The following is a 22823-nucleotide window of genomic DNA, read 5'->3' as shown; positions in this document are numbered from 1 at the left end:
TGCTGCCCAGACGCGAGGTGAGCAGCACCGACGCCAGGCCGGACATCAGCCCCACCAGCGCGAAGAGGATCAGGTTGTGGCGCTTCACGTTGATGCCGGAGTACCACGCGCCGGTCGGGTTGTTGCCGATGGCGTAGGTGCGGCGGCCAAAGTTGGTACGGTGCAGCACAAAGGCAAACAGAGCGGCCAGGACGATAAACAGCGCGAACTCAAACGACAACGCGCCCCAGACGTAGCCCTGGCCGAACCAGGCAAAGCTCTCCGGGTAGCTGTTCAGCGCCTGGTCCCCGAGCAGGATGTAGGTGATCCCGCGGTACAGGCTCATGGTGCCGATGGTGATGACGATGGACGACAGGTTAAAGCGCGTCACCAGAATGCCGTTGAACAACCCGCACAGTAGCCCGACGCCTAATCCCACGCACACCAGCAGTGGCGTATCGACGCCCGCCGCCGCGCAAAAGCCCATCACCGTCGAGCTGAGCGCGATGGTGGAGGCCACCGACAGGTCAATTTCCCGGGCGATAATCAGCATCGCCATCGGCAACACAATGATCGCTTTTTCCGTGAAGTTGAACGTCGCGTCGGAGAGGTTCCAGATATTGAGGAAGTAGGGCGAGGCGAGCGCGTTCACCACAAACACCGCCAGCGTCACCGCCAGCAGGAAGCCCTCCCAGCACAGCAGACGCTGGAAGATGCCCGGCGCAGAAGTGGGTTTGAACTCTTCAGATGTCATCATTTTACTCATGGTTTCACCGCCAGTTTCTGACGTGCCAGCGCCGCGTCGCGCAGGATCAGCCTGCCTTTGCGCTTGTTGCCGCGCTCGTTCAGCAGCACAGCGATGACAATGACCGAGCCGGAAATCGCCATCTGCCAGAACGGGGAGACGCCGATCACCGGCAGGGCGTTGTTGATGACGCCAAGGAACAGCGCCCCGAACAGACAGCCGAGCACGCGGCCGGTGCCGCCCATGGTGCTGATCCCGCCAATCACGCAGGCTGCCACCACCTGCAATTCAAAACCGTTAGCGACGTCAACATACGCAACGGCAAAGCGCGATATCCACAGGTAGCCGCAGAACCCGGCCAGCAGACCGGAAAGGCAGAAGCTGATGAACTGCATTTTCCCGGCGTTGATCCCGGTGTAGTACGCTGCCGTGGCGTTACCGCCTGCGGTGTAGAGCGCCCGTCCGGTACGGCTGTAGCGCAGGAAGTAGCCCACCAGCAGCAGTACGGCGATGGCGCACCAGCTCAGCACCGGCAGGCCCAGCACTGACGCACGCGGCAGGCCGAGGAAGTCTGCACCCATCTGGTTGGAGTTCACCCAGCCGCCGCCGGAGAGCAAAAAGATCATTCCGCGGTAGATGCTCATGGTGCCGAGTGTTACCACAATCGCCGGAATGCCCAGCTTCCACACAAGCAGGCCGTTTATCGCGCCCATCAGCAGCCCAAGCGCGCTGGCGAGGATCAGCAGCGCCCAGACGGGCACGTCCGGGTAATGGAAGTTAATCAGGGCGACAATCATCCCGGTCAGGGCCAGATTGGCCGCCATCGACAGGTCGATGCCTTTAGTGAGCAGCACCATCATCTGCCCGAGCGCGAGGACGATCAGAATGGCGGTGTCGTTAAACATCTCCACCAGGTTGCCCGGCGCGATAAACGATGGCACGCGGCTGCCAATGGCGACGATCATCAGGATAATCACCGCGCCCAGCAGGGCTTCGCGGTGTTTTAAGAGTGAGCTAAGCATTTATGCCGCCTCCTGTTTTGCACCGCTGGCGGCGCTGACGATGGTTTCCGCCGTCGCGTCTCCCGCCTGGTATTCGGCCACCATCAGCCCCTCGTGCATGACGATAATGCGATCCGCCATGCCCATCACTTCCGGTAGTTCGGACGAGACCATAATCACCGCCAGCCCCTGACTGACCAGCTCGGACATAAACTGATGAACGGCTGCCTTTGAGCCGATATCGATGCCTTTTGTTGGCTCATCGAGGATGATCACGTCAGGGTGCGTCGCCAGCCATTTGCCGATCACCACCTTTTGCTGGTTGCCGCCAGAGAGGGTCTCCACCGCCTGCTTCCAGCTGAAGGCTTTCACTTGCAGGCGTTTGGCGTACTCGTTCGCCAGTTTCCATTCACGGTCGTCATGCAGCACGCCGTTCGGATTGAGCGTGCTAAGCTGAGGCAGGCTGATGTTCTGGGCAATCGGCAGGGCGATAATCGCCCCCTGTTTCTGCCTTTCTTCCGGCACGCAGACAATACCGGCTTTGATCGCATCCGCAGGCTGGCGGAAGCGCCGGGGCTGTCCGTTGAGGATAATTTCCCCGGACGATGGCCGCGTGACGCCGGAAAGCGCCTGCATCAATTCGGTACGCCCGGCACCCACCAGCCCGTAAAAGCCGAGGATTTCCCCTTTACGCAGGGAGAACGAGATATGCGCAAACTCGGTCGGATGGCAGAGGTTTTGCACCTCCAGCACCGTCTCGCCTTTTTCGCAGTCGATTTTCGGGAAGGTTTGGGTAATGGCGCGCCCGACCATCATCGACACCATCCGCTCCTCGGTGATCTCATTTATTGCCCCTGCACCGACGAACACGCCGTCGCGCAAAATGGTGTAGTGATCGGCCAGCTCAAAAATCTCGTCGAACTTGTGGGAGATAAACAGGATGGCTTTTCCCTCCTGCTTTAAGCGCTCCACAATCTGGTAAAACTCGAGGATTTCATGCTGCGACAACGCCGCCGTGGGTTCGTCGAGGATCACCACCTGCGCCTCAAACGACAGCGCGCGGGCAATCGCCACCATGTGACGCTGGGCGATGCTTAGGGTTTTCAGCGTTGCGCGCGGGTCGATTTGCACCTCAAGGCGGGCGAGAATAGCCTGCGCCCGGCGGTGCATTTCCGGCCAGTCGAGCTTTTTCAGGAAGCCTTTGTGAAGGTACTGACCAACAAAGATATTTTCGGTGACCGAGAGTTCATCAAACAGGACGGTTTCCTGGTGTATGGCGGTGATACCCATTTTATGCGCCGACTCCGGCGTTGGAAGGTGAACGGGGATCGCCTTGTAGAGAATTTCGCCCTCGTCGGGCTGGTATATGCCGGTCATCACTTTGACCAGCGTCGACTTGCCCGCGCCGTTTTCGCCGATAAGCGCCGTCACTTTGCCGGGCCACAGCGCAAGCTGCACGTTCTCAAGAGCACGTACGCCGGGGAACACCTTGGTGATGCCAGAAAGCTGTAGCAATGGGGTCATGATAGTTCTCCGTTTGGTTCACCCTCACCCCGACCCCCTCCCTTTGGGAGAGGGCTAGGGTGAGGGGGGAAAGGATCAAAAGATTTTCGAGAACTTATCAATATTGCTGGCATCGTAGACGAACGGCTCGGCCATCGCGCCGTTGCCGTCCGCATCCAGCTTCACTTTGCCCAGTTTGCCCATGCTGGCCTCACCTTTCGTGGCCGTGCCTTTCACCAGATCGTCCGCTAAGTAAGTCGCGGCATAGCCCAGGTCAATCGGGTTCCAGATGGCAAAGCTCTTGCTCGCGCCGGATTTCACCGCGCCCGCCATCTCAGACGGCAGGCCTAAACCGGTGACGTACACTTTGCCAATCTTGCCCTGGTCCTTCACCGCCTGCGCGGCAGCCACAATGCCCACGGACGACGGCGAGACGATGACTTTCAGCTCCGGGTAGGTTTTCAGCAGGCCGACCGCTTCGCGGTAGCTTTTGTCAGAGAGATCGTCTCCGTAGGCCACGGTCACCAGATTGACGGACGGGTACTTCGGCAGCACCTTTTTCATCTCCGCAATCCAGGTGTTCTGGTTGGTGGAGGTTGGCGTGGCGCTCAGCACCGCTACTTCGCCCTTCTCCACGTTCAGCGCTTTCAGGGCATCGGCGGCGAGCTTGACGTTGGTTTCGCCAATCAGGGCGTTATTGGACGGGTTGAGATGGATCTGACGCCCGGCTTTCGCCACCCCGGAATCCCACGACACAACCTTAATGCCGCGCTGCATCGCTTTTTTCAGCACCGGCACGACGGCGTCCGGATCGTTCGCGGAAATTGCGATCGCATCCACGCCCTGGGCGATCAGCCCGTTCAGCACCTCGATCTGCGCTTCCGCCGTGGTGGTGGTCGGGCCGGTATAAATCACTTTTACATCGCCTAACTCTTTGGCCGCCTCCTGCGCGCCGACGTTCGCTGCCTCGAAGAATCCATTCCCTAAGGACTTCGCCACCAGGGCGATTTTCACTTCTGCTAAAGCGGAACCGGACAACGCCAGAGCGGCAACGGTGAGGATCAAGCTTGCTTTTATTTTCATTGCTTTTACTCCACTGACTTGAGTTAGTTGTAGGGATTGCAGGTGGTTTTCGCCCCGTCTCGGTGAGCGGGGCGCGATGTTGTTATTGGTACAGATCTAACGCCGACTGCATCGGGGTGACGCCAAAGCGTTTGCCCAGGGCAATCAGCTCTTCCCGGGTGATGGTCTGCTTCATGCCGCCCATGGAATAGACCTTCACCAGCACCTCCGCGGATTTCTCGGCGGTGTCGATCAGGCCGAAGGTTTCATCCAGTGTCGGGCCGCTGCCGAAGACGCCGTGGAACGGCCACAGCACCAGTGAGTGCTTCTGCATGTCCGTCGCGGTCGCCTGGCCGATTTCGTCGGTACCCGGCACCATCCACGGCAGAATGCCGACGCCGTCCGGGAACACCACCAGACACTCGGTGCTGCCTTCCCACAGTTTGCGGGTGAAGAAATCAGAATTATTTTCCAGCACGTAGGTCAGGGCGATCAGGTTGGTGGCGTGGCAGTGCATGATTACGCGGTCCTTGCCATTGGTCGCCTTAATGCGCTCGCAGTGGGAGAGGAAGTGCGCCGGCAGTTCGGATGTGGGTACCGCGTCGTCCGTCAGTCCCCAGAGAATGTGGTAACCCGCGCCGTCGCTGTCCACCTTCACCACGCCGAGGTTGGCTTCCGGGTCCAGCTGTACGTTGCGGAAAAACTTCCCGGAACCGGTGACGATAAACGGCGTGTTGGCGAGCAGCGGCATCGGCTGGCTCAGGGCGATATAGCGCGGCTTCTGGTGGAAATCGGAGGCAAATGGCTCGATATCCGCGTCGTCCAGGCGTAGCGTCAGGTTGCCGCCGTTGCGCTCATCCCAGCCCTTCAGCCAGGCGTCGGAGGTGGCTTTGATCATGCCCTGGACGAACCAGGAGGTGGTGATGGTCTGCATACTGTAGTTCCTTTGAAAATGCCGGGTGGCGTTACGCTTACCCGGCCTGGTCTTATCTGTAGGCCCGGCAAGCAACGCGCCGCCGGGCGATGTTTTTTACTGACGAGCGGCAAGAACCTCTTTCTCATACGCCCGCACGTTATCCAGCCACTGGCTGCCCGCAGGTGCATCGTGACGCTGGCAGTACATCTCCCACACCGCCTGCCACGGCAGGGATTTCTGCTCTTCCAGCAGCGCCAGGCGCGCGGTGTAGTCGCCGTTTTCTTCCAGCTGTTTCAGGGCGGCGACAGGCTCCAGCAGCGCGCGCAGCAGGGCTTTCTTCATGTTACGGGTGCCGATAACCCACGCCGCGATGCGGTTGATGGAGGCGTCGAAGAAGTCGAGGCCGATATGTACGCGGTCAAAGAGGTTGTGGCGGATGATTTCGCTGGCAATGGCCTGGGTTTCGTCATCCAGCAGCACCACGTGGTCGCTGTCCCAGCGCACCGGGCGGCTGACGTGCAGCAGCAGGCGCGGCACGTAGAGCATGGCGGCGGAGATCTTGTCGGAGATGACTTCCGTTGGGTGGAAGTGGCCGGCATCCAGGCACAGCGCGGTCTGGCGGCTGGTGGCATAACCCATGTAGAACTCGTTTGAGCCCACGGTGTAGCTCTCTGCGCCAATGCCGAACAGCTTGCTCTCGACGGCGTCGATGTGGTGCGCCGGGTCCAGCTTCTCGCTGATGGCTTCATCCAGCGCGGCCAGCAGGCGCTGACGCGGGGCCAGTCGGTCTACGGTGATGTCCTTCATGCCGTCCGGGATCCAGATATTCATTACCGATGGCGTGCCAAGCTGCTCGCCAAAATAAGCCGAGACGCGGCGGCTGGCTTTGACATGGTCGATCCAGAACTGGCGGATTTCATCGTTGGCATGCGCAAGGGTAAACCCGTCCGCGCTCAGCGGGTGCGAGAAGCAGGACGGGTTAAAATCCAGACCCAGCCGGTTGGCTTTCGCCCACGCCACCCAGTTCGTAAAGTGTTCCGGTTTGATTTCGTTACGCGCGACCGGCTCATCGGATTCGAGATAAATGGCGTGCAGGTTCAGGCGCTTTGGCCCGGGGATCAGGCTCAGCGCCAGCTCCAGATCCGCACGCAGTTCGGTGGCGTTGCGCGCTTTGCCAGGATAGTTACCCGTGGCCTGAATACCCCCCGTCAGGGAACCGCCCGGGTTCTCGAAACCGGCGACATCATCACCCTGCCAGCAGTGCATGGAGACGGGCAGACGATCGAGCTGGCGCAGCGCCTCTTCGACATCCACGCCGACGGCGGCGAAACGCTGTTTAGCCAGATCCCAGGCTTGTTCAAGTTGAGTGGTCATGCGCAAAGCTCCTTAGTCAGTCGTTTTTGCTGAAACTGCGCCCGGTAGCGGGCAATTTCATGGCAGGGATGGGGGGTGAAGGTGGTCAGGCTGTTATTCGCCGTCACCACCGAACGGAAATCGTCGACGTTGGACAGTTCGTCCAGGGTCATCAGCTGAATGCCGATATTGCCGAGCGTGGAGGCTTCAATCGGACCTGCCACCACGGTAATGCCGCATGCATCCGCGCAGAGCTGGTTCAGCAGTTGGTTCTGGCAGCCGCCGCCCACGATATGCAGTTGTGTGAACGGTTTGCCGCGAAGGTCAGCCAGCTCGCTCAGGATGTCGGCATACAGCAGGGCGAGACTGTCAAAAATGCAGCGTGCCAGCTCGGCGGGGCGGGAAGGTACCGGCTGCCCCGCTTCAAAACAGGCGGCCTGGATTTCGGCGCTCATGTGCGCCGGGTTGATAAAGCGGTCATCGTTCGGGTTAATCAGGAAGGTACAGGCCTTCAGCGTTTCGGTTTCGGCGATAAGCTCGGGCAGGTCGGTGATGTTCTGCTCTTTCAGCACCCGCTGGAGCAGCCACAGGCCCATGATGTTCTTCAGCACCCGGTAGCGCCCTTCGGCACCGCCTTCGTTGGTGATGTTCGCGGCCAGCGCGGCATCGCTGGTGTAGGGCGTTTTGCTCTCAAAGCCCATCAGCGACCAGGTGCCGGATGAGAGGTAGGCCGCATCTTTGCCGGCGAGCGGCGAGGCAATGACCGCGCTCGCGGTGTCGTGGCTGGCGACGGCGACAACGGGGATTTTATTCCCCTGCGGGCAAAGCCAGTGGCCGATCACATTGCCCGGATGGGTTGGCGCGCCAAACCAGGACGGCGAGGCGCCCGTCCAGGCCAGCAGATGTTCATCCCAGTTATCGGTGTTGATGTTGACCAACTGCGTGGTGGTGGCGTTGGTGTATTCCCAGTTCATGTTGCCGGTCAGACGGTAGCTTAAGTAGTCCGGGATCAGCAGCGCATGCGCCACCTTTTCGACCAGCTCTGGCTGTTGCTCAACCAGCGCGCGCAGCTGATACAGCGTGTTAAACGGCAGAAACTGAATGCCGCTGCGACCATAGATGTTCTCCTTGCCAAGCTGGGCGATGGCGTGCGCCATTAGCCCATCGGTGCGGCTGTCGCGGTAGGAGACGGGCAGGCCGACGCGTTCGCCGTGACGGTCCAGCAGTACGTAATCCACACCCCAGGTATCAATGCCGATACTGTCGATGCGAATACCGTCTTCGCAGACGTTGTGAAGTCCGGTGCGGATCTCTGCTTCCAGGGCGTCGATATCCCAGGTAACAAAACCGTCCTGTTTTTGCAGACAATTGGCGAAACGGTGCATTTCGCGAAGCGTAAGGGTGTGCAGGTCGCAGTCCCAGGTGGCGAGCATTACACGGCCGCTGGATGCGCCTAAATCGACAGCCACACAATGGCGAAAAGTCATGGTCGGGTCCTTTCTTAAGTCATTAGCGAGGAGTGTAAGAAAGGGAAGAAATAGCCACCTTCTCGCCACTGACAGCCCAAATCTCGCGCTGGCAAGAAAGCAAAGATGAACGTGAGGGAGTTCACAGTTTCCAGTAATGGCGGGGTTTGCAGGCAGTGTGACGCTGACCGCATTTCCCGATCTTTCCGCCTGTTTCTTGAAAAACCGACAGCTTTTGCGCGGTTTGCTGTCAAAAATTTAAGGTGAGCGTGAAAGGCCTTAATTACTATTTTGAGAACTTTTCTCATTGGTGGGGGCCGTTATGACCGTACTGCACAGCGTCGATTTTTTTCCTACGGGGGCTTCGCCGGTCGCGATTGAGCCACGGCTGCCTCAGGCTGCGTTCCCGGAGCATCATCATGATTTTCATGAAATTGTGATTGTTGAGCACGGAACGGGCATCCACGTGTTTAACGGTCAGCCGTATACCATCAGCGGCGGTACGGTGTGCTTCGTGCGCGATCACGACAGGCACCTGTATGAACATACCGACAACCTGTGCCTGACCAATGTGCTCTATCGTTCTCCGGATGCGTTCCAGTTTCTTTCCGGGCTGAATCAGCTGTTGCCGCAGGAGAAGGACGGCCATTATCCGTCGCACTGGCGGGTGAATCAGTCCACGTTGCAGCAGGTGCGTCAGCTGGTGAGCCAGATGGAGCAGAGCGAGGATGGACAGGAGACGCACGCCATTGCTACCCGCGAGCTGCTGTTTATGCAGCTGCTGGTGCTGCTGCGGCGCAGCAGCCTGGTGGAAGGGCTGGAAAATAACGACGCGCGCCTGAATCAGCTGATGGCATGGCTGGAAGATCATTTCGCCGAAGATGTCTGCTGGGAAACGCTGGCGGATGACTTTTCGCTCTCGCTGCGCACGCTGCATCGTCAGCTCAAGCAGCATACCGGCCTGACGCCGCAGCGTTACCTTAACCGTCTGCGCCTGATCAAAGCGCGTCACCTTTTACGTCATACCGACGAAAGCGTCACCGATATCGCCTATCGCTGCGGTTTCGGCGACAGTAACCACTTTTCGACGCTGTTTCGCCGGGAGTTTAGCTGGTCGCCGCGCGATATTCGTCAGGGGAAAGACGCGTTGCTTCAGTAACGCGAGGGCAGTCACCGTTTTTTTGCTGCAAAAAGGCTAATAATGTCCGGTTATTCGCCGTAGAGGTTGTGGTGTGGCTGCTCAGCTCATTCTTCGCAAAGATGATTTTTTTGCCTCCGCGAGTCAGGCCGTCGCGGTGGCCGACCGCTACCCGCAAAACGTCTTCGCCGAGCACACCCACGAGTTTTGCGAGCTGGTGCTGGTGTGGCGGGGCAATGGCCTGCACGTCCTCAACGACCGTCCCTACCGCATCACGCGCGGAGACCTGTTCTACATCCGCGCTGAAGACAAACACTCCTACGCCTCGGTTAACGATCTGGTGTTGCAGAACGTCATCTATTGCCCCGACAGACTTAAACTGAATGTCGACTGGGCGGGCAATATCCCCGGTTTTCATGATGCCAGAGGCGAACCGCACTGGCGCTTAAGCAGCAACGGCATGGCTCAGGTGCGCCAGACGATTTCCCAGCTGGAGCAGGAGAGCCAGAAGAGCGATCCGGCGGCTAACCAGATGTCGGAGCTGCTTTTTGCCCAGCTGGTGATGACCCTGAAGCGCCATCGTTACGCTACGGATAATCCCTCTGCCACCATGCAGGAAGCGCTGCTGGATAAGCTCATCACCCGGCTTGCGGGCAGTCTGAACAAGAGTTTCGTGCTGGAAAAATTCTGCGAGCAGGAGCAGTGCAGCGAGCGCGCGCTGCGCCAGCAGTTCCGCACCCAGACGGGGATGACGGTAAACCACTATTTGCGCCAGCTGCGCATCTGCCACGCCCAGTACCTGTTACAGCATACGGAGCTGATGGTGAGTGAAGTGGCGATGCGCTGCGGCTTTGAGGACAGTAACTACTTTTCGGTGGTGTTTAACCGTGAGGTGGGGATGACGCCGGTTCAGTGGCGTCATCGCAGTCGAAAGGCAGCGTAATCAGTTCGCCATGCCGAGGCCGACGATATTGGCCGCAATGATAATCACCACGCAGCCCAGGCTCAGCACGCCAACCGGACGACGCCCGGCATTGTTCCACTCTTTCAGCACCAGCCCAACCAGCCCGCCGCACAGCACGTAGAAGCTCATGTGCAGCATCCAGCTCATGTAGTCATACTGCGCCGGAATACTGGCGTGACCCCAGGCGTAGAAGAAGAATTGCAGATACCACATCAGGCCGCCAAGGGCGGAGAGCAGGACGTTGGTGACGATCAGCGGTTTTGCCAGCGAGAAGTCGGCTTTTACCGACAGGTTGTTCACTTTTGCCAGACGAATAAAGCAGAAGCCGAGGTTTACCAGCGCGCCGCCGCCCATGATCACCACGTAGCTTGGCAGGGCAGCGTACAGCGGATCGACGCCCAGCGCCGCAGCGGCGTCGTGCATCGGTTTGGCGGCATTCATGGCGAACGACATGCCCGCCGAGAAGACGCCGCACATCACCGCCAGCAGCAGCCCTTTCTTCAGGTTGAACTCTTCGGCTTTGATGCCCATCTTGCGTTCTTTCAGCTGGCCCGCGCGGGTGACGATGCCCACGCCGATCACCGCCACCAGCACGCCCAGCAGGGTCATTCGCCCTCCCTGGGTGTTGATCAGCACATCGAAGTTGCCGTTGAGGATTGGCGTCATCAGGGTGCCAACAATCAACGTTATGCCAATCGCGATGCCAATCCCCATCGACATGCCGAGGTAGCGCATGGTGAGGCCGTAGTTGATATTACCGATGCCCCACATCGCGCCGAACAGGAATACTGGCAGCAGGGTGGAGGCGTTGAAGGAGGAGAAGTAGCCCCAGAAATCGGGCAGCAGCATGGCGCTGATTGTCCAGGGCAAAATCAGCCAGGACACGGTACCGCCAACGGACCACATGGTTTCCCATGACCAGCCTTTCACCTTTTTAAACGGGGCATAAAAACAGGCTGCACTGGCCGCGCCTATCAAATGCCAGAAGATACCCATCGTAATCGCATGATTCATTTTTACATCCTCATCGTTTTTATAGCCGGAGGCTTCCCGCCGACTTGATGAGTGTAAAAATGAGGCGGTTTGGGAACCTTCAGAAGGTTGCCGCACTTTTGTTCAGGATGGCAATCAGCACGTTAACCGCGTGAGCAGACTCACAATTTTGTCATTTATCAAAAACCGAATAACCTTATAAAAACTACGGCATTGATAATCATTTTCAATATCATTTAATTAACTATAATGAACCAACTGCTTACGCGGCATTAACAGCTGTGCCGCCCGACAATAATGGAGAGGATTATGAGTTATACACTGCCATCCCTGCCGTATGCCTACGACGCACTGGAACCGCATTTCGACAAGCAGACGATGGAAATCCATCACACTAAACACCACCAGACCTATGTGAACAACGCGAATGCTGCGCTGGAAAGCCTGCCAGAGTTCGCTAATCTGCCTGTTGAAGAGCTGATCACCAAACTGGACCAGCTGCCGGCAGACAAGAAAACCGTGCTGCGCAACAACGCGGGCGGTCACGCTAACCACAGCCTGTTCTGGAAAGGCCTGAAAACCGGCACCACCCTTCAGGGCGACCTGAAAGCGGCTATCGAGCGTGACTTCGGTTCCGTTGACAACTTCAAAGCGGAATTCGAAAAAGCCGCTGCAACCCGTTTCGGCTCTGGCTGGGCGTGGCTGGTCCTGAAAGGTGACAAACTGGCGGTCGTTTCTACCGCTAACCAGGATTCCCCGCTTATGGGTGAAGCTATCTCTGGCGCATCCGGCTTCCCAATTCTGGGTCTGGACGTGTGGGAACACGCTTACTACCTGAAGTTCCAGAACCGTCGCCCTGACTACATCAAAGCCTTCTGGGATGTAGTGAACTGGGACGAAGCAGCAGCGCGTTTCGCCGCTAAAAAATAAGGTTGCATTGACGCCTGTGAGAAGCGAGTCTGATGACTCGCTTTTTTTGTATCTGAAGGAGTGGAGATGCATTACCCGGTGAATGTGTTTACAGGCAAGGTAAGGGAGTACGAAGGCAGCCGCCCGAGTGCCATCGCCAAAGTGCAGGTCGACGGTGAGCTGACGTTGACCGATCTCGGGCTTGCGGGTGACCAGCAGGCTGAAAAGAAAATCCACGGCGGGCCCGATCGCGCGCTGTGCCACTATCCGCGCGAGCACTATCAGCACTGGAAAACCGAATTTCCTGAACAGGCTGACCTCTTCGTCGCCCCCGCGTTTGGCGAAAATCTCTCAACGGAGGGGCTGACGGAGAAGAACGTCTTTATCGGCGATATTTACCGCTGGGGCGATGCTTTGATTCAGGTCACCCAGCCGCGCTCACCGTGCTTTAAGCTTAATTACCATTTCGGCATTCAGGATATGTCGGCCCAGTTGCAAAACGCGGGTAAAACCGGCTGGCTGTATCGCGTTGTGCAGGCGGGACAGGTTTCGGCGGATGCGCCGCTTGAGCTGGCTTCGCGTTTGAGTGAGGTGTCGGTGTACGAGGCCTGCGCAATTGCCTGGCATATGCCGTTTGATGACGATCAGTATCACCGTCTGCTGTCAGCGGCGGGATTATCCACCAGCTGGACCAGAACGATGCAGAAGCGGCGGATAAGCGGCAAGATCGAGAGCAGTTCGCGGAGATTATGGGGGAAATAGTTCCCGCAGAAAGTAGGCCGGGTAAGGCGAAGCCGCCACCCGGCACATACGGTTACGAACGCTTATACAGCGGCAGCCACAGCGTTAACCTGAGCCCGCCCAGCGGGCTGTCATCGGCTTTCACCCAGCCACGGTGCTGTTGCATGGCGGTTTCAACAATCGCCAGACCCAGTCCCGTACCGCCAGATTCACGGTCGCGTGCCTCGTCGGTACGGTAGAACGGACGGAAAATCTGCTCGCGATCTTCCGGGCTGACGCCAGGACCGTCGTCGTCGACAATGACGGTTATCCCGTCTTTATCCACCGAGAACGCCACCTCAATCTTCGTGTGCGAGTAGCGCAGGGCGTTACGCACGATATTCTCCAGCGCGCTTTCCAGCGTGTTGGGGTTACCGTAGAGCGGCCACGGGCCCGGCGGGAAGTTGACGGTGAAGGATTTGCCCATCTGCTCCGCTTCAAACGCCGCGTTGTCCAGCACCTCATGCCACAGATGATTGGCTTTCACCGTTTCGCTCACCAGCGCGTTTTTCTGCTGATTGCGCGACATGACCAGCAGATCGTTGATCATGCTGTCCAGACGATGCGCTTCGGTTTCGATGCGCTCCAGCTCTTTGCTTTCTCCGCTGCGGCGACGCAGCAGGGCGGTACCCAGCTGTAAGCGCGTGAGCGGGGTACGCAGTTCGTGCGAGATATCCGACAGCAGGCGCTGCTGGGCCGTCATCATGCGATCGAGCGCGCTCACCATCTGGTTAAAACTGGTCCCGGCGGCCAGGAACTCCTGCGGCCCGGATTCCAGCTCCGGATGCTGCCTCAGGTTGCCCTGCGCCACTTCGTCCGCCGCATTTTTCAGCTTACGCGCCGGTTTCGCCAGGCTCCACGCCAGCCATAACAGCAGCGGGGAACTGACCAGCATCGTGACAATCAACAGCAAAAGCGGACGGTCAAACAGCAGGTTGATGAAGTCGGACTGGGAACTGCTCGCAGGGCGAATCAGGTAGAGCTGATAATTGTCTTCCCCGTCCCGAACCGAGAAAGGACCAACCATCTCTACCCGACCATATTTCTTTTTCTGTGGGTGATCGGCGTTATCCGCCTGGCCAATAAAGTTGCGGATAATCTGCATTTCATTGCGATCGGCCCCAATCACGCGGCCTTCACTGGTGACCAGTAAAAGACGTTGTCCGGGGGGCGCCCACTTGTCGATAGCGCGAAACAACCTGCGCCACCACATTAAATCGTTCGGCGGATCGTTTGCCAGCTCCGCTTCCACGTGCTGCTCGATCATCACGCCCTGACGTTGCTCGCTGTCGAGTAGCTCCGTCATCTGGCGTGAGTCGAGTTTTGGCAACATCAAAACGAGCATTAAAACCAGTGCCAGCGTCAGCCAGAAGATGGCGAAGATGCGGGCGGTTAAGCTGCCTATCATGAAGCGGAAACCATCAGATAACCGCGACCACGCAGGGTTTTGAACCAGGGATGACCGTCTTTACGCTCCGGCAGCTTACGGCGCAGGTTCGAGATATGCATGTCGATGGCGCGGTCAAACGGGGTGAGGCGTTTGCCCAGCACTTCCTGGCTTAAGTGTTCACGCGACACCACCTGGCCGAGATGCTGCGCCAGCAGATACAGCAGGGTGAACTCGGTGCCGGTTAGCTCCAGCGTTTCACCGTCGAAGCTCGCTTCCTGGCGGCCCGGGTTCAGGCTCAGGGAGTCCACTTCCAGCGTAGGTGAGCTGTTGTCGGTATTCTGCTGCTGCTCGCTCCAGTGAGAGCGGCGCAGGATCGCGCGAATACGGGCCACCAGTTCACGGTCGTTGAACGGCTTAGGTAAATAGTCATCCGCACCCAGCTCAAGGCCGAGTACGCGGTCAAGCTCGCTGCCGCGTGCGGTCAGCATAATGACGGGGGTCTGGTGTGTCTGGCGAAGCTCTTTCAACGTATCAATACCGTTTTTCTTCGGCATCATGACGTCGAGCAAAAGTAAATCGATGCTGTCGTCAAGGAGACTCAGCGCCTGCTCGCCATCATGGGCAACCAGGACGTTGAAACCTTCCATGTCGAGCAACTCCTTTAAAAGAGATGTGAGCTCTCGGTCATCATCAACTAACAGGATTTTATTCATTGTTTAAATACCTCCGAGGCAGAAATTACGACATCAAGGCTATCTAATCCATGACTTTACGTTGTTTTACACCCCCTGACGCATGTTTGCAGCCTGAATCGTAGACTGTCTCTCGTTGAATCGCGACACGAAAGATTTTGGGAGCAAGTGATGCGCAAAGTTACCGCTGCCGTCATGGCCTCAACGCTGGCCTTCAGTGCGTTTAGCCAGGCTGCTGTAGCTATCATCAGCGATAACGGTTCCTCAGCAGAGGGCGCAACGCAGCACAGCAGCCAAAGCCATATGTTTGACGGCATAAGTTTAACCGAACATCAGCGTCAACAGATGAGAGATCTGATGCAGAGGGCAAGACACGACCAGCCCCCTGTTAATGTTAGCGAAATGGAGACAATGCATCGCCTTGTCACCGCAGAAAATTTTGACGAAAGCGCTGTACGCGCTCAGGCCGAAAAAATGGCGCAGGAACAGGTTGCCCGCCAGGTAGAGATGGCGAAGGTTCGCAACCAGATGTTCCACCTGCTAACGCCCGAGCAGCAAGCGGTTTTGAATACCAAACATCAGCAACGTATGAACCAGTTGCGTGAGGTTGCACGGATGCAGCGAAGCTCAGATATGACGCTTTTCAGTAGCAATAGCAGTACCCGTAGTAACCAGTAAACCCTGTTTTCCTTGCCATAGACACCATCCCTGTCTTCCCCCACATGATGTGGGGGTTTTTTTTGCCCATCGTTCCGGTTTGTTAACGCTTTATTCATCCTTTCACTCCACCACCATCCGTTATACTAGCGCCATGGCATGACAGGAGTGTTTATGAATCAATCCTATGGACGGCTGGTAAGCCGGGCCGCAATAGCCGCGACGGTGATGGCGTCGTGTTTACTGATCATTAAAATTTTCGCGTGGTGGTACACCGGATCGGTCAGTATTCTGGCGGCGCTGGTGGACTCACTGGTGGATATTGCCGCCTCGCTGACCAACCTGCTGGTGGTGCGCTACTCGCTGCAACCGGCGGATGAAGAGCATACGTTTGGCCACGGCAAAGCGGAATCGCTGGCCGCGCTGGCACAAAGCATGTTTATTTCGGGCTCTGCGCTTTTCCTGTTTTTGACAGGCATTCAGCATCTTGTTTCGCCGTCACCGATGAACGATCCGGGCGTTGGCGTGGTCGTAACGGTAGTTGCACTTATAAGCACACTTGTTCTTGTAACGTTCCAGCGCTGGGTTGTACGCAAAACACAAAGCCAGGCTGTACGGGCCGATATGCTTCATTATCAGTCTGATGTTATGATGAATGGGGCTATTCTTATTGCGCTTGGTCTGGCCTGGTATGGCTGGCATCGGGCCGATGCGTTGTTTGCGTTAGGGATAGGGATCTATATTTTATACAGCGCCTTGCGGATGGGGTATGACGCGGTACAGTCGCTTCTTGACCGTGCGCTTCCGGATGCAGAACGTGATGAAATTTATGCCATCGTGACCAACTGGCCCGGCGTCAGTGGTGCTCACGATCTTCGTACGCGGCAGTCAGGGCCGACCCGCTTTATTCAGATTCATTTGGAAATGGAAGACAACCTGCCACTGGTTCAGGCGCATATGGTCGCTGAACAGGTGGAGCAGGCGATTTTGCAGCGTTTCCCTGGGTCAGACGTCATTATTCACCAGGACCCATGCTCTGTCGTACCCAGGGCGTTTTGAGCTTTCGTAATTCGTTGTAAAAAAGTGAGCCAGAGCAGCATTTTGTGGATAAATTACCACCATATGGCCTGACCTGAATCAATTCAGCTGGAAGGGATTGATATACTATTTGCAGTATTCGACGGTTGAACAGTTTCTTCCGGCAGCAGATTTCAATTTTGCATTCCTAAGTTCAGAGGTAGTCATGATTAAGAAAATCGGTGTGTTGACAAGCGGCGGTGATGCGCCGGGCATGAACGCGGCAATCCGTGGGGTTGTCCGTGCAGCGCTGACGGAAGGTCTGGAAGTTTTTGGTATCTATGACGGTTACCTGGGTCTGTATGAAGACCGCATGGTTCAGCTCGACCGCTACAGCGTGTCTGACATGATCAACCGTGGCGGTACTTTCCTCGGTTCTGCACGCTTCCCGGAATTCCGTGACGAACACATCCGTGAAGTGGCTATCGAAAACATGAAAAAACGGGGTCTGGATGCGCTGGTGGTTATCGGCGGCGACGGCTCCTACATGGGTGCAAAACGTCTGACTGAAATGGGCTTCCCGTGCATCGGCCTGCCTGGCACCATCGACAACGACATTAAAGGCACCGACTACACCATCGGTTACTTCACCGCGCTGGGTACCGTTGTGGAAGCGATTGACCGCCTGCGTGACACCTCTTCCTCTCACCAGCGTATTTCCATTGTTGAAGTGATGGGCCGTTACTGCGGTGACCTGACTCTGGCAGCGGCAATTGCCGGTGGCTGTGAGTTCGTGGTGGTGCCGGAAGTGGAATTTAGCCGTGAAGATCTGGTCGCTGAAATCAAAGCCGGTATCGCGAAAGGTAAGAAACACGCCATCGTTGCTATCACCGAGCACATCTGTGACGTTGACGAGCTGGCGAAGTACATCGAAACCGAAACCAAACGCGAAACCCGCGCGACCGTTCTGGGTCACATTCAGCGTGGTGGTTCCCCAGGCCCGTACGACCGTATCCTGGCGTCCCGCATGGGCGCGTACGCGATCGAGCTACTGCTTCAGGGACACGGCGGCCGCTGCGTCGGTATCCAGAACGAGAAACTGGTTCACCATGACATCATCGATGCCATTGAAAACATGAAGCGTCCGTTCAAAGGTGACTGGCTGGACTGCGCGAAAAAACTGTACTGATTGGCTCTGTTGCCCGGTGGCGGCAAGGTAAATGCAAAACGGTAACCCTTGGGTTACCGTTTTTTATGGTTGCTCCCTCTCCTGTGGGAGAGGGTTGGGGTGAGGGCATCAGTCCGCTCATTCACTTTTTTTATTCCTCCACGTTATAGCCAATCTTTTTTTATTCTTTAATCATCGGTTAGCTTTCTGGCACGCTGCATTCATCAAAACACTACACAAGAGAGCTGGGCGATGAATAAATGGGGCGTGGGGTTAACATTATTGCTGGCATCAACCAGCGTTCTGGCAAAGGACATTCAGTTACTGAATGTGTCGTACGATCCGACGCGTGAACTGTACGACCAGTACAACAAAGCTTTCGCGGCGCACTGGAAACAGGAAACCGGCGATAACGTGGTGGTTCGCCAGTCTCACGGCGGTTCCGGTAAGCAGGCGACATCGGTGATCAACGGTATCGAAGCCGACGTGGTGACCCTGGCGCTGGCTTATGACGTGGATGCGATCGCGGAGCGTGGCCGTATCGACAAAAACTGGATCAAGCGCCTGCCGGACAACTCTGCGCCATACACCTCGACCATCGTCTTCCTGGTGCGCAAAGGCAACCCGAAACAGATTAAAGACTGGAACGACCTGATTAAGCCTGGCGTGTCTGTCATTACCCCGAACCCGAAAAGTTCCGGCGGCGCACGCTGGAACTACCTGGCGGCCTGGGGCTACGCGCTGCACCACAACAACGGCGATCAGGCCAAAGCACAGGACTTCGTCAAAGCACTGTTTAAAAACGTCGAAGTGCTGGACTCCGGCGCGCGCGGCGCAACCAACACCTTCGTCGAGCGCGGCATCGGCGACGTGCTGATCGCCTGGGAAAACGAAGCCCTGCTGGCGACCAACGAGCTGGGTAAAGACAAGTTCGAGATCGTCACCCCGAGCGAATCCATCCTCGCTGAGCCGACCGTCTCCGTCGTCGATAAGGTTGTTGATAAGAAGGGCACCAAAGCGGTGGCGGAAGCCTACCTGAAGTACCTCTACTCACCGGAAGGGCAGGAAATTGCGGCGAAAAACTTCTACCGCCCACGCGATGAGGCCGTCGCGAAGAAATACGAAAACGCCTTCCCGAAACTGAAGCTGTTTACTATCGATGATGTTTTTGGCGGCTGGACCAAAGCGCAGAAAGAGCACTTCTCTAACGGCGGCACCTTCGACCAGATCAGCAAGCGCTAAGCGTTTTACAAAGAACGACACGGTAACCCGGTGTGAGAAATCCGCCGGGTTTTTTATTTGGTCATCATTTTGCGTTACTCTTTTGCCTCTATTGAAAACAGGGAACGCGTTGTGAAAAAAATTATCTTACTGATTCTGATCGTTATCGCCCTTGCCGCAGGCGGCGTGTACTGGATGAAAGCGGGTAATCCGAATGCGTTGCGTCATATCGTTCTCGACCAGTGTGTGCCCAACCAGCTGCATAACCGTAACCCGGCACCGTGCGCGCAGGTGAAGCCAGATGCGGGCTACGTGGTGTTCAAAGACCGCAACGGACCGCTGCAATACCTGCTGATGCCCACGTACCGTATCAACGGCACTGAAAGCCCGCTGCTGACAGAGCCGCAGACACCGAATTTCTTCTGGCTGGCATGGCAGTCTCGTCATTTTATGAGCATGAAACGAGGGGCCGACGTGCCTGACAGCGCCGTTTCGCTAACCATCAACTCCCCGACCGGGCGCACGCAAAACCATTTTCATATCCACATCTCCTGTCTGCGCCCAGACGTGCGCGAGAAGCTGAACGCGTCGCAGGGGCAAATCAGCACCCAGTGGTTACCGCTTCCGGGCGGGCTGGAAGGGCATGAATACCTTGCCCGTCGGGTGACGGAGAACGAACTGGTGCAGCGCAGCCCGTTTATGATGCTGGCGGAAGAGCTGCCAGAAGCGCGCGACCATATGGGACGCTTCGCGCTGGCGATGGCGCAGCAGTCAGACGGCTCGTTTGTATTGCTGGCGACAGAGCGTAATTTGCTTACCTTTAACCGCGCGTCAGCTGAGGAATTGCAGGATCATCAATGCGATATCCTGAAGTGACCCCACCATAAATAGCGTTTACTCGCCCTGCCTGTCGCCGTAGACTTGCTGAAAAATTCTACAGGAGACAGGTATGTCGCTCTGGTTAACGCATCCTCTGCTGCTTCCCTCGCTGATCGTCGGCGTCACCATCGTGCTGTGGGCGACGTCGCTGTTGCCCGAATTTATCACCGCGCTGCTGTTTTTCACGGCGGCGATGACCGCCAGAATCGCCCCGCCGGAAGTGATCTTCGGCGGCTTCGCCTCGTCTGCCTTCTGGCTGGTGTTCAGCGGCTTTGTGCTGGGTGTGGCGATTCGGAAAACCGGCCTGGCGGACAGGGCCGCCCGGGCGCTGTCGGCAAAGCTTACCGACTCCTGGGTGCTGATGGTGGCAAGCGTTGTGCTACTGAGCTATGCCCTGGCATTCGTGATGCCGTCGAACATGGGACGTATTGCGCTGCTGATGCCGATTGTCGCCGCGATGGCGAAGCGGGCCGGCATTCCTGATGGCTCGCGGCCTGGTTTGGCCTGGCGCTGGCGGTCGGGTTTGGCACCTTCCAGCTCTCGGCCACTATTTTGCCCGCCAACGTGCCCAACCTGGTGATGAGCGGCGCGGCGGAAGGCTCATACGGCATCCACCTGAACTATGTTCCGTATCTGCTGCTGCACACCCCGGTGCTGGGTATTCTCAAAGGCCTGATTCTGATTGGCCTGATCTGCTGGCTGTTCCCCGGCAACCCGAAACCGGCGAAGGATCTCGCGCCATCGGAACCGATGGGGCGTGACGAAAAACGGCTCGCCTGGCTGCTGGCGGTGGTGTTGACGATGTGGGTGACGGAGAGCTGGCACGGCGTGGGCCCAGCGTGGACAGGGCTGGCGGCCTCGGTCGTCGTTATGCTGCCGCGTATAGGTTTTATCACCGGGGAGGAGTTCTCGGCGGGGGTGAATATGCGCACCTGTATTTACGTCGCGGGTATACTCGGGCTGGCCATTACGGTGACGCAGACCGGTATCGGTGCGGCCGTAGGCGAGGCGTTGCTCCATATCATGCCGCTGGATGCAGATCGCCCGTTTACCAGCTTCCTGGCGCTGACGGGGATCACCACGGCGCTCAACTTCATTATGACCGCCAATGGCGTTCCGGCGCTGTACACCACGCTGGCGCAGAGCTTCTCGGACGCGACCGGCTTCCCGCTGCTGTCGGTGATCATGATCCAGGTGCTGGGGTATTCCACACCGCTGCTGCCGTATCAGGCGTCGCCAATTGTGGTGGCGATGGGCTTAGGGAAAGTGCCTGCGAAGGCGGGGATGCTGCTCTGCCTGGCGCTGGCGATTGCGACGTATCTGGTGCTGCTGCCGCTGGATTATTTGTGGTTTAGCGTATTAGGACGTTTGTAGTGGTTTTGTAGGGCGGGTTAGCGAAGCGCCACCCGCCCCAAAGGCAATTACGCCTGCTTAGCCGCTTCTGCCGCTTTAACGATCACCGCGAAAGCGTCTGCTTTCAGGGATGCGCCGCCCACCAGCGCGCCATCGATGTCTGGCTGGGTGAACAGCTCAGCTGCGTTTGATGCGTTAACGGAACCGCCGTACTGGATGATGACCTGCTCCGCCACTTTCGCGTCTGCTTTTGCAATGTGGTCACGAATGAACTTGTGCACCGCCTGTGCCTGCGCAGGGGTTGCAGATTTGCCTGTACCGATCGCCCAGACTGGCTCGTAAGCGATAACCGCGCCTTCGAACGCTGCCGCGCCCTGGGTTTTCAGCACAGCGTCGATCTGACGTGCGCACACTTCTTCGGTTTTACCCGCTTCGTTTTCTGCCTCGGTTTCACCGATGCACAGAACCGGGATCAGACCCTGCTCTTTCAGCACAGCGAATTTCTTCGCGATGAACTCGTCAGATTCTTTGTGGTAGGTGCGACGCTCAGAGTGGCCGATGATGATGTATTTCGCGCCGATGTCTTTCAGCATTTCAGCGGAGGTTTCACCGGTAAACGCGCCAGACAGGTTAACGTCAACGTTCTGCGCGCCCAGAATGATGTGGCTGCCGTCAGCGGCACGTTTAGCCAGATCCAGGTACATATCCGGCGGAGCGATAGCAACCGCGCAGCCGGTCACGCCAGCCAGCTCTTTACGCAGGTTAGCAACCAGTTCGTTTACCATGTGGCGGCTGCCGTTCAGTTTCCAGTTACCCATCACTAAAGGATGTCGCATTTCAATTCTCCACGCTCAATAAGCGAATTAAGGAATATGGCCACCCTTAAGGGCAGCATGGTCTGTGAATCAGTATAGAGATTTTCCCTCGAAAGGCTTTGCTTTTTGTCATTAATTCGCCCCCTCGAGTGCGTCTGATAGGGCCAGCTTAATCGGTTCAACCGCGAAGGTCAGCCCCTTTTCGCCGTTATCTGCGACGACATAGCGAACGGCACCTTCCGTATCGGCGTAATAGCGTTTGTTTTTCCCCGCGGTAAGAAGTTTTTGCAGCTTTTGCTGGCTTTGTGCTTTCGTGAAGGTGGGGGTAAAGGCGCGCAGAATAGCGCTCATGTACTCCAGCGCTTTCGCTTTCGCCGCTTTCTGCTCTGGCCCCTGAATCGGCAGCCAGGTGATCTGCATGCTTTTGATTTTTAACGTTCCGCGCTCAAGGGCGGTAGAGGCATACAGATTCTCGTTAATTTTGCTGGCCGCGCGGGTCAGGGTCGGCGTATCGCGGGCGCTGTCAATCGCTCGGAACTCTCCCAACGGAAGTGAGGGATTTTCTTTGTTGAAGGCTTCGCGGAACTGGCTGATAGATTGATCGAAAGAGGGAGCGCCCGCCAGAAGATAGGGGGCGGTGACCGGGGAAGCCGTTTCCGTGGCGTACAGGGAAAAACTGGCGCTCAGCATCGCTAAACACAAATAAAGAGAGTGTGCCGAACTTTTCATCAACATTGCCCCTGGCCGTCATTGCCCATGATTAAAACGATATCTGGTCGGCTTGTCAAAAGGTCACAACTCCAGGGTAAAATGCGGGCTAAA

The 22823-nt window shown here is 57.3% G+C and carries 22 protein-coding genes and 1 pseudogene; 11 read left to right on the top strand and 12 right to left on the bottom strand.

What is annotated here, in order from left to right; all coding sequences use genetic code 11:
- The 7 genes from DD606_RS13955 to rhaB form a co-directional block, all read right to left on the bottom strand.
- A partial coding sequence (locus DD606_RS13955) for an ABC transporter permease (RefSeq protein WP_139158317.1) occupies positions 1–745 on the bottom strand: 745 nt, incomplete at its 3' end.
- On the bottom strand, positions 742–1746 hold the full coding sequence (locus DD606_RS13950; protein WP_022652071.1) for an ABC transporter permease: 1005 nt from the start codon (positions 1744–1746) through the stop codon (positions 742–744). The genes DD606_RS13955 and DD606_RS13950, both read right to left, overlap by 4 nt.
- Positions 1747–3249 (bottom strand): sugar ABC transporter ATP-binding protein, encoded by a 1503-nt coding sequence (locus tag DD606_RS13945; protein ID WP_003861985.1) that lies wholly within the window; start codon positions 3247–3249, stop codon positions 1747–1749.
- A 75-nt stretch (positions 3250–3324) separates the two neighbouring features.
- Positions 3325–4311, bottom strand: coding sequence for a rhamnose ABC transporter substrate-binding protein (gene rhaS, locus DD606_RS13940; protein WP_003861987.1), 987 nt, complete (start codon positions 4309–4311; stop codon positions 3325–3327).
- 82 nt (positions 4312–4393) lie between these two features.
- Positions 4394–5224 (bottom strand): rhamnulose-1-phosphate aldolase, encoded by an 831-nt coding sequence (gene rhaD / locus DD606_RS13935; RefSeq protein WP_003861989.1) that lies wholly within the window; start codon positions 5222–5224, stop codon positions 4394–4396.
- Positions 5225–5320: 96 nt separating this feature from the next.
- Positions 5321–6580, bottom strand: coding sequence for an L-rhamnose isomerase (rhaA, locus tag DD606_RS13930; protein ID WP_003861990.1), 1260 nt, complete (start codon positions 6578–6580; stop codon positions 5321–5323).
- On the bottom strand, positions 6577–8046 hold the full coding sequence (rhaB, locus tag DD606_RS13925) for a rhamnulokinase (protein ID WP_022652069.1): 1470 nt from the start codon (positions 8044–8046) through the stop codon (positions 6577–6579). Before rhaB ends, rhaA begins: the two co-directional genes overlap by 4 nt.
- 136 nt (positions 8047–8182) lie before the next feature.
- Here rhaB and DD606_RS26635 point away from each other — a divergent pair, with 136 nt between their 5' ends.
- From DD606_RS26635 to rhaR, 3 genes are all read left to right on the top strand, one after another.
- Positions 8183–8287 carry a hypothetical protein gene (locus DD606_RS26635; protein ID WP_015569933.1) on the top strand — a complete coding sequence of 35 codons (105 nt, stop codon included), beginning with the start codon at positions 8183–8185 and terminating at the stop codon, positions 8285–8287.
- Positions 8288–8347: 60 nt separating this feature from the next.
- Positions 8348–9184 carry an HTH-type transcriptional activator RhaS gene (rhaS, locus tag DD606_RS13915; protein WP_022652068.1) on the top strand — a complete coding sequence of 279 codons (837 nt, stop codon included), beginning with the start codon at positions 8348–8350 and terminating at the stop codon, positions 9182–9184.
- A gap of 73 nt (positions 9185–9257) precedes the next feature.
- A complete protein-coding gene (rhaR, locus tag DD606_RS13910; protein ID WP_045350732.1) occupies positions 9258–10106 on the top strand; it encodes an HTH-type transcriptional activator RhaR in 849 nt (282 codons plus the stop codon).
- Here the strand turns inward: rhaR and rhaT are convergent, their stop codons facing one another.
- Positions 10107–11141: an L-rhamnose/proton symporter RhaT gene (gene rhaT, locus DD606_RS13905; RefSeq protein ID WP_048245119.1), complete on the bottom strand. Its 1035-nt coding sequence runs from the start codon at positions 11139–11141 to the stop codon at positions 10107–10109.
- A 288-nt stretch (positions 11142–11429) separates the two neighbouring features.
- On the opposite strand from rhaT, the gene sodA reads away from it, so the two are divergent.
- Both sodA and yiiM read left to right on the top strand, forming a co-directional pair.
- Positions 11430–12050: a superoxide dismutase [Mn] gene (gene sodA, locus DD606_RS13900; RefSeq protein ID WP_003861999.1), complete on the top strand. Its 621-nt coding sequence runs from the start codon at positions 11430–11432 to the stop codon at positions 12048–12050.
- Between the two features lie 66 nt (positions 12051–12116).
- Complete coding sequence (yiiM, locus tag DD606_RS13895; RefSeq protein WP_003862001.1) at positions 12117–12791, top strand: 6-hydroxyaminopurine reductase; 675 nt, start codon at positions 12117–12119, stop codon at positions 12789–12791.
- Positions 12792–12843: 52 nt separating this feature from the next.
- Here yiiM and cpxA read toward each other — a convergent pair whose 3' ends face one another.
- Positions 12844–14217, bottom strand: a complete 1374-nt coding sequence (gene cpxA / locus DD606_RS13890; RefSeq protein ID WP_015569937.1) for an envelope stress sensor histidine kinase CpxA — start codon at positions 14215–14217, stop codon at positions 12844–12846.
- Positions 14214–14912: an envelope stress response regulator transcription factor CpxR gene (gene cpxR, locus DD606_RS13885; protein ID WP_003862004.1), complete on the bottom strand. Its 699-nt coding sequence runs from the start codon at positions 14910–14912 to the stop codon at positions 14214–14216. Before cpxR ends, cpxA begins: the two co-directional genes overlap by 4 nt.
- A 150-nt stretch (positions 14913–15062) precedes the next feature.
- On the opposite strand from cpxR, the gene cpxP reads away from it, so the two are divergent.
- The 6 genes and pseudogenes from cpxP to DD606_RS13855 all read left to right on the top strand — a co-directional run bounded on the left by cpxP (position 15063) and on the right by DD606_RS13855 (position 21207).
- Positions 15063–15569 (top strand): cell-envelope stress modulator CpxP, encoded by a 507-nt coding sequence (cpxP, locus tag DD606_RS13880; RefSeq protein ID WP_003862006.1) that lies wholly within the window; start codon positions 15063–15065, stop codon positions 15567–15569.
- A gap of 153 nt (positions 15570–15722) precedes the next feature.
- Positions 15723–16607 carry a CDF family cation-efflux transporter FieF gene (fieF, locus tag DD606_RS13875; protein ID WP_022652064.1) on the top strand — a complete coding sequence of 295 codons (885 nt, stop codon included), beginning with the start codon at positions 15723–15725 and terminating at the stop codon, positions 16605–16607.
- 184 nt (positions 16608–16791) lie between these two features.
- Entirely contained in the window at positions 16792–17754 is a 963-nt protein-coding gene (pfkA, locus tag DD606_RS13870; protein WP_003862009.1) for a 6-phosphofructokinase, read from the top strand.
- 231 nt (positions 17755–17985) lie between these two features.
- The gene (locus DD606_RS13865) at positions 17986–18975 is read left to right on the top strand and encodes a sulfate ABC transporter substrate-binding protein (protein WP_003862012.1); all 990 of its coding nucleotides are present in this window, start codon (positions 17986–17988) and stop codon (positions 18973–18975) included.
- Between the two features lie 111 nt (positions 18976–19086).
- Positions 19087–19830 (top strand): CDP-diacylglycerol diphosphatase, encoded by a 744-nt coding sequence (locus DD606_RS13860; protein ID WP_003862014.1) that lies wholly within the window; start codon positions 19087–19089, stop codon positions 19828–19830.
- Positions 19831–19903: 73 nt separating this feature from the next.
- Positions 19904–21207 (top strand): annotated as a pseudogene (locus DD606_RS13855) (SLC13 family permease).
- Positions 21208–21254: 47 nt separating this feature from the next.
- Here the strand turns inward: DD606_RS13855 and tpiA are convergent.
- Both tpiA and DD606_RS13845 read right to left on the bottom strand, forming a co-directional pair.
- Positions 21255–22022: a triose-phosphate isomerase gene (gene tpiA, locus DD606_RS13850; RefSeq protein ID WP_003862019.1), complete on the bottom strand. Its 768-nt coding sequence runs from the start codon at positions 22020–22022 to the stop codon at positions 21255–21257.
- Between the two features lie 111 nt (positions 22023–22133).
- Positions 22134–22730, bottom strand: a complete 597-nt coding sequence (locus DD606_RS13845; RefSeq protein ID WP_003862020.1) for a DUF1454 family protein — start codon at positions 22728–22730, stop codon at positions 22134–22136.
- Between the last annotated feature and the right edge of the window lie 93 nt (positions 22731–22823).

Source organism: Enterobacter cloacae complex sp. GF14B, assembly GCF_004136805.1.
Classification (GTDB): Bacteria; Pseudomonadota; Gammaproteobacteria; order Enterobacterales; family Enterobacteriaceae; genus Enterobacter; species Enterobacter hormaechei_C.
The sequence above is the reverse complement of the archived record's forward strand: the minus strand, read 5'-3'. Positions and strand labels throughout refer to the sequence as shown.